The organism is Microbacterium sp. (assembly GCF_030149085.1).
GTDB lineage: Bacteria > Actinomycetota > Actinomycetes > Actinomycetales > Microbacteriaceae > Microbacterium.
Genome location: NZ_JASBSF010000165.1, coordinates 1 through 5,158, shown reverse-complemented (window position 1 = coordinate 5,158; position 5,158 = coordinate 1). Strand labels below are relative to the sequence as shown.

Below are 5,158 nucleotides of genomic sequence, written 5' to 3'. Positions count from 1 at the left end.
ACCCAAGTCAACACGAAGTGGCGACGGACTGTTCCGCTCGACGTCGCAGATTGGCCGTGAATCCGGCGCGCCAGCCTCGGTCGCAACGGCGCAGCATCCGTGCGACACCCCGGCTCGTGGCATCCGCTGCCGGCGTGTCGTGCGTGTCGTTCGCCGTTGCGACGAGGGATAGGACGAGGGAGGTGACCCGGGATGCGGCACCGACCGGATGCGGGCTGTTCCAGAATGGGGGCATGGTGTCATCCCCGGATGCCGAGGCCGGCCGCGTCGCTGAGCGATACCGCCGTTTCGCGGCCGAGGAAGCGCCGGGCCGCTCTGATCTGTATGAGGAATGGGCCTCAGGCGTGGCGGCCGATACTGACACGCAGCTGCTGCTCGCGCGTATCCCCGCCGATCGGCGACAGCCTCCGCTCGTGTTCGCGGTGACCAGGATGCTGGGAGCGGCGGAGGGCGGCTACGCGGCGTGGGCGCAGTGGCTGGCGGCCAACATCGACGAGGTCGCGGCCGAGTGCGTCGCGCGCGGGCTGCAGACCAACGAACCGCTGCGATGCGCGGCTCTCCTGCCCGCGCTGAGCCTCATCGACGGCCCGATCGCACTCCTCGAGGTCGGTGCGAGCGCAGGCCTGTGTCTCTACCCCGATCGCTACTCGTACCGGTACGAGAACGGACAGGACCTCGACCCGGCCGGTGGCCCATCGCCCGTTGTGCTTCGTAGCGGCGCCCGGGGCCTGCCACGTCTGCGTCTGCCGGAGGTCGTGTGGCGTGCCGGTATCGACCTGGCGCCACTGGACGCGGCATCCGACATCGACCGACGGTTTCTGACCTCGCTCGTCTGGCCGGGGGAGCAGGGGCGACGCGAGCGGATCGTCGCGGCGCTCGACGTCGTGCGTGGGGAACCCCCGACGCTCATGTCAGGAGACGCCACCGCCGACGGCATCCTCGCGGAGCTTGCAGCCGAAGCACCCGGCGACGCCGCGCTGGTCGTGACCACGCCCGGGGTGCTGCCCCACATCGCCCGGGCCGGACGCATACAGCTCTGCAACCACATAGACGCAGTTCGCTCCGCCCGCCCCGGCACGCACTGGCTCTCGATCGATCCGCCTGGGCTCCACGACCGCTGGGGTGCGGATGCCGCGAGTTGGCCCGGCTTCGTCTTGGGTATGGACGAGCGCGCGCTCGCCGTCGTCGACCCACTCGGCGCGTGGGTGGAGTGGCGCGCACCGGATGTCGGCGCTCGCCGATAACCTCTCACCGTGCCCCTGAACGAGCGTGAGCGCGCGATCCTCGACTTCGAGTCGTCGTGTCGGCTTCGCGGCTGGGCAAAAGAAGAGCAGATCCGCCAGACGTTAGGTATGTCGCCGGCTCGCTACTACCAGTTGCTGGTGCGGATGCTGGATTCGGTCGATGCGCAGGCATACGACCCGCTGCTCATGGGACGACTGCGCAGGCTCCGGGAGAGCGCCCGGGGAAGCAAGCGCTCCGGTCCAGCGAGCGGGGACTCTGCCGGGCGGACACGCACGGTTTCGGTAGGCGGCATCGGTACGATCGTCTGATGCCGACCTCCGAGTTCCCGCGCGATCGATTCGACGACCTGCCCGAGGACGTCGGTCGGGTCGGTGCGCACCGCGCGGAGCAGCCACACATGCGCGGCGGAGTCGTCTTCTTCTGGGCGGCGCTGGCCACCGTCATCCTGATCGCTGTCGGTATCTTCGCAATGTTCGTGGTTTCGGGGCGCATCGTGCTGTTTCCTGAACCCGCTCCCGAACCCACCCCGACGGTCACGGTGGACCCCGTCGTCGACACGTCCTATTCGATCCTGATCCTCAACGCGACGCCCGAGACCGGGCTTGCCACGCAGCTGAAAGACCAGCTCATCGCAGCCGGGTGGGTCCCCGAGACCGTTCTGGCCGGGCAGGCCGGAACCGACGACTTCCCCGAGACGACGGTCTACTACGCGACGGACGCCGACTACGCGGCAGCCTTGGGGCTCGCGAACGTCATCGGCGGGGCCGCGGTTGCGCAAAGCACCATTTATCAGCCGACCGACGACCCCGCGACCGAGGCCGACGAAGGCGCCACGAAGCAACTCACGATCGTCATCGGCCTCGACCGATCCGCGGCCGGTGTCCCCACTCCCGAGCCGACGAACTGACCGGCGCGGCCCGCGTGTTTCCGGGCCGTAACAAGGTGAAGACGCGCGTGTCAATACTTCGCTCGGCGATCGTTTCGGGTCGATTCCGGTGCATACGATGACGGTGTCCTACCAGCATCAGGAGTACCCATGGCCCAAGGCACCGTGAAGTGGTTCAACGCCGAGAAGGGATACGGCTTCATCACCGTCGATGACGGTCAAGACGTGTTCGTCCATTACTCGAACATCGACATGACCGGTTTCCGTGTTCTCGAAGAGGGACAGAAGGTCGAATTCACCGTCGGGACGGGCCAGAAGGGCCCGCAGGCGGAGTCGGTCCGCGTGGTCTAGAGACCGCGTCGACTGAGTTTCCGAAGAGACGGATGCCGCGGCATCCGTCTCTTCGTCGTCTTCGTCGCGTGCGGCTTGCACTCCCCATGGGCGAGTGCCAGAATGGGTTAGCACTCCAGATCGGTGAGTGCTAAGACCTAGCCCCGTCCGGGAGGGACGACACACATGGCAAAGATGATCGCTTTCGACGAGGAGGCCCGTCGCGGCCTCGAGCGCGGCCTGAACACCCTCGCCGACGCCGTCAAGGTGACGCTCGGCCCCCGCGGCCGCAACGTCGTGCTCGAGAAGAAGTGGGGAGCCCCCACCATCACGAACGACGGCGTTTCGATCGCCAAGGAGATCGAGCTCGACGACCCGTACGAGAAGATCGGCGCGGAACTCGTCAAGGAAGTCGCCAAGAAGACCGACGACGTCGCCGGTGACGGCACCACGACCGCAACCGTGCTCGCTCAGGCGCTCGTGCGCGAGGGCCTGCGCAACGTCGCGGCCGGCGCCGACCCGATTTCGCTCAAGAAGGGCATCGAGAAGGCCGTCAAGGCCGTCACCGATGAGCTGCTCGCTGGTGCGAAGGAAGTCGAGTCCAAGGAGCAGATCGCCGCTACCGCGTCGATCTCTGCAGCTGACCCCGAGATCGGCGCCCTGATCGCCGAGGCCATCGACAAGGTGGGCAAGGAAGGCGTTGTCACGGTCGAGGAGTCGAACACGTTCGGCACCGAGCTCGAGCTGACCGAGGGTATGCGCTTCGACAAGGGCTACCTGAACCCCTACTTCGTGACCGACCCCGAGCGTCAGGAAGCGGTCTTCGAGGACCCCTACATCCTGATCGCCAACCAGAAGATCTCGAGCATCAAGGACCTGCTGCCGATCGTCGACAAGGTGATCCAGGACGGCAAGGAACTCCTCATCATCGCTGAGGATGTCGAGGGTGAGGCTCTCGCTACCCTCGTGCTCAACAAGATCCGTGGCATCTTCAAGTCGGCTGCCGTCAAGGCTCCCGGCTTCGGCGACCGCCGCAAGGCTCAGCTGCAGGACATCGCGATCCTCACGGGTGGCCAGGTCATCACCGAAGAGGTGGGCCTCAAGCTCGAGAACGCGACGCTTGACCTGCTCGGCCGTGCTCGCAAGGTCATCATCACGAAGGACGAGACCACGATCGTCGAGGGTGCCGGCGACGCCGCGCTCATCGAGGGTCGCGTGACCCAGATCCGTCGTGAGATCGACAACACCGACAGCGACTACGACCGCGAGAAGCTGCAGGAGCGCCTGGCGAAGCTGGCCGGTGGCGTTGCCGTCATCAAGGCCGGAGCTGCAACCGAGGTCGAGCTCAAGGAGCGCAAGCACCGCATCGAGGACGCCGTTCGCAACGCGAAGGCAGCCGTCGAGGAGGGCATCGTCCCCGGTGGTGGCGTCGCTCTCATCCAGGCCGGCAAGAAGGCGTTCGAGACTCTCGAGCTCACCGGTGACGAGGCAACGGGCGCGAACATCGTGCGCGTTGCCATCGAGGCGCCGCTGAAGCAGATCGCCCTCAACGCAGGCATGGAGCCCGGTGTTGTGGCCAACAAGGTCTCCGAGCTCGAGCCCGGATTCGGCCTCAACGCTGCGACCGGTGAGTACGGTGACCTGTTCGCACAGGGCATCATCGACCCGGCCAAGGTGACCCGCTCGGCTCTGCAGAACGCCGCGTCGATTGCCGCGCTGTTCCTCACGACCGAGGCCGTCGTCGCCGACAAGCCCGAGAAGGCTCCGGCCATGCCCGCCGACCCGTCGGGCGGCATGGACTTCTGAGTCCTGCTGCATTTCACGCCGAAGGCCCCTCCCATGCGGAGGGGCCTTCGGTCGTTTCTCGTGCGATCAGCGGAACAGGCCGAGGGTCATCTGTTCGGCATCCGCGTACTGGTGTCCTGCGGTCTCAAGGGCGACCCCGATCGTGGCCAGGGCTTCTTCGACCTGTGCGTTGGCTGCGCGCCACTGGTCGATGACGCCGGCGAAGGCAAGCGATGCCGCGCCGGTCCACTGTGATTGCAGGCCGGTGAGCTGGGCGAGCATGGTATGCGTCTCGGCGCGAACGCGGTCTGCGGTGGCCCGCACACCTGCCGTTGCGGCGAAAACCGCGTCGCTGTCGACGGAATAGACGGCCACAAGAACCTCCCGGTGTCGTGAGTGTGGGTGACACGCTACGGTCGCGGCTCGGACTGAATCGCCGGGGAACACGCGTACTCGTACATGCCACCGATGTACGTGTCCTGGGGAGGAGCCCTTCGAGGTGGGCGGGGCTTAGGCCGGGGGGTCGCTCCGCAGGTCAGACGGCAGGCGGTCAAGCGGCTGCGTTTCGAGGAAGGCGTGATCGGCCGGGTCGAGGTGTCTGGCGAGCGGGAATCCGACACGGAAGGTCGCGCCGCCACCGGGGGTGTCCATCACCCGTACCGAGCCATGCAGCGATTCCACGATCGAGGCGACGATCGACAACCCGAGCCCGGACCCGCCGGTCTCTCGCGTGCGTGACGTATCGGCGCGCCAGAATCGTTGGAAGATCTTGTCCTTGATCTGATCCGGCACTCCCTCACCGTGGTCCACGATCTCGATCCAGCCCGACTGCGCCGCGGCATCCACTCCGATGCGCAGCTCGATAGGGGAGTCCTCAGCGGTGAACCGGCGAGCGTTGCCGATGAGGTTCGT

At 66.7% G+C, this 5,158-nt stretch carries 8 protein-coding genes; 5 read left to right on the top strand and 3 right to left on the bottom strand.

Going from position 1 to position 5,158, the window contains the following annotated elements:
• Positions 1-7 precede the first annotated feature (7 nt).
• Positions 8-235 (bottom strand): hypothetical protein, encoded by a 228-nt coding sequence (locus Q1V87_RS06745; protein WP_300591408.1) that lies wholly within the window; start codon positions 233-235, stop codon positions 8-10.
• On the opposite strand from Q1V87_RS06745, the gene Q1V87_RS06740 reads away from it, so the two are divergent.
• From Q1V87_RS06740 to groL, 5 genes are all read left to right on the top strand, one after another.
• Complete coding sequence (locus Q1V87_RS06740; RefSeq protein WP_300591407.1) at positions 234-1,244, top strand: DUF2332 domain-containing protein; 1,011 nt, start codon at positions 234-236, stop codon at positions 1,242-1,244. The two genes, Q1V87_RS06745 and Q1V87_RS06740, sit on opposite strands and share 2 nt — an antisense overlap.
• Before the next feature lie 9 nt (positions 1,245-1,253).
• Positions 1,254-1,553, top strand: coding sequence for a DUF3263 domain-containing protein (locus Q1V87_RS06735; RefSeq protein ID WP_300591406.1), 300 nt, complete (start codon positions 1,254-1,256; stop codon positions 1,551-1,553).
• The gene (locus Q1V87_RS06730) at positions 1,553-2,152 is read left to right on the top strand and encodes a LytR C-terminal domain-containing protein (RefSeq protein WP_300591405.1); all 600 of its coding nucleotides are present in this window, start codon (positions 1,553-1,555) and stop codon (positions 2,150-2,152) included. The genes Q1V87_RS06735 and Q1V87_RS06730 overlap by 1 nt, the downstream gene beginning before the upstream one ends.
• 129 nt (positions 2,153-2,281) lie before the next feature.
• Entirely contained in the window at positions 2,282-2,482 is a 201-nt protein-coding gene (locus tag Q1V87_RS06725) for a cold-shock protein (RefSeq protein WP_228176859.1), read from the top strand.
• Between the two features lie 165 nt (positions 2,483-2,647).
• Positions 2,648-4,267, top strand: a complete 1,620-nt coding sequence (gene groL, locus Q1V87_RS06720) for a chaperonin GroEL (protein ID WP_292709105.1) — start codon at positions 2,648-2,650, stop codon at positions 4,265-4,267.
• A 66-nt stretch (positions 4,268-4,333) separates the two neighbouring features.
• On the opposite strand, the gene Q1V87_RS06715 is transcribed toward groL, so the two are convergent.
• Both Q1V87_RS06715 and Q1V87_RS06710 read right to left on the bottom strand, forming a co-directional pair.
• Positions 4,334-4,621, bottom strand: a complete 288-nt coding sequence (locus Q1V87_RS06715; RefSeq protein ID WP_300591404.1) for a WXG100 family type VII secretion target — start codon at positions 4,619-4,621, stop codon at positions 4,334-4,336.
• Between the two features lie 135 nt (positions 4,622-4,756).
• Positions 4,757-5,158: ATP-binding protein (locus Q1V87_RS06710; protein ID WP_300591403.1), on the bottom strand; the 402-nt coding region annotated here is incomplete at its 5' end.

Coding starts and splice junctions, on each gene's coding strand:
- Q1V87_RS06740 (WP_300591407.1), top strand. CDS start 234: ATGGTGTCATCCCCGGATGCCGAGGCCGGCCGCGTCGCTGAGCGATAC.
- Q1V87_RS06745 (WP_300591408.1), bottom strand. CDS start 235: ATGCCCCCATTCTGGAACAGCCCGCATCCGGTCGGTGCCGCATCCCGG.
- Q1V87_RS06730 (WP_300591405.1), top strand. CDS start 1,553: ATGCCGACCTCCGAGTTCCCGCGCGATCGATTCGACGACCTGCCCGAG.
- Q1V87_RS06725 (WP_228176859.1), top strand. CDS start 2,282: ATGGCCCAAGGCACCGTGAAGTGGTTCAACGCCGAGAAGGGATACGGC.
- groL (WP_292709105.1), top strand. CDS start 2,648: ATGGCAAAGATGATCGCTTTCGACGAGGAGGCCCGTCGCGGCCTCGAG.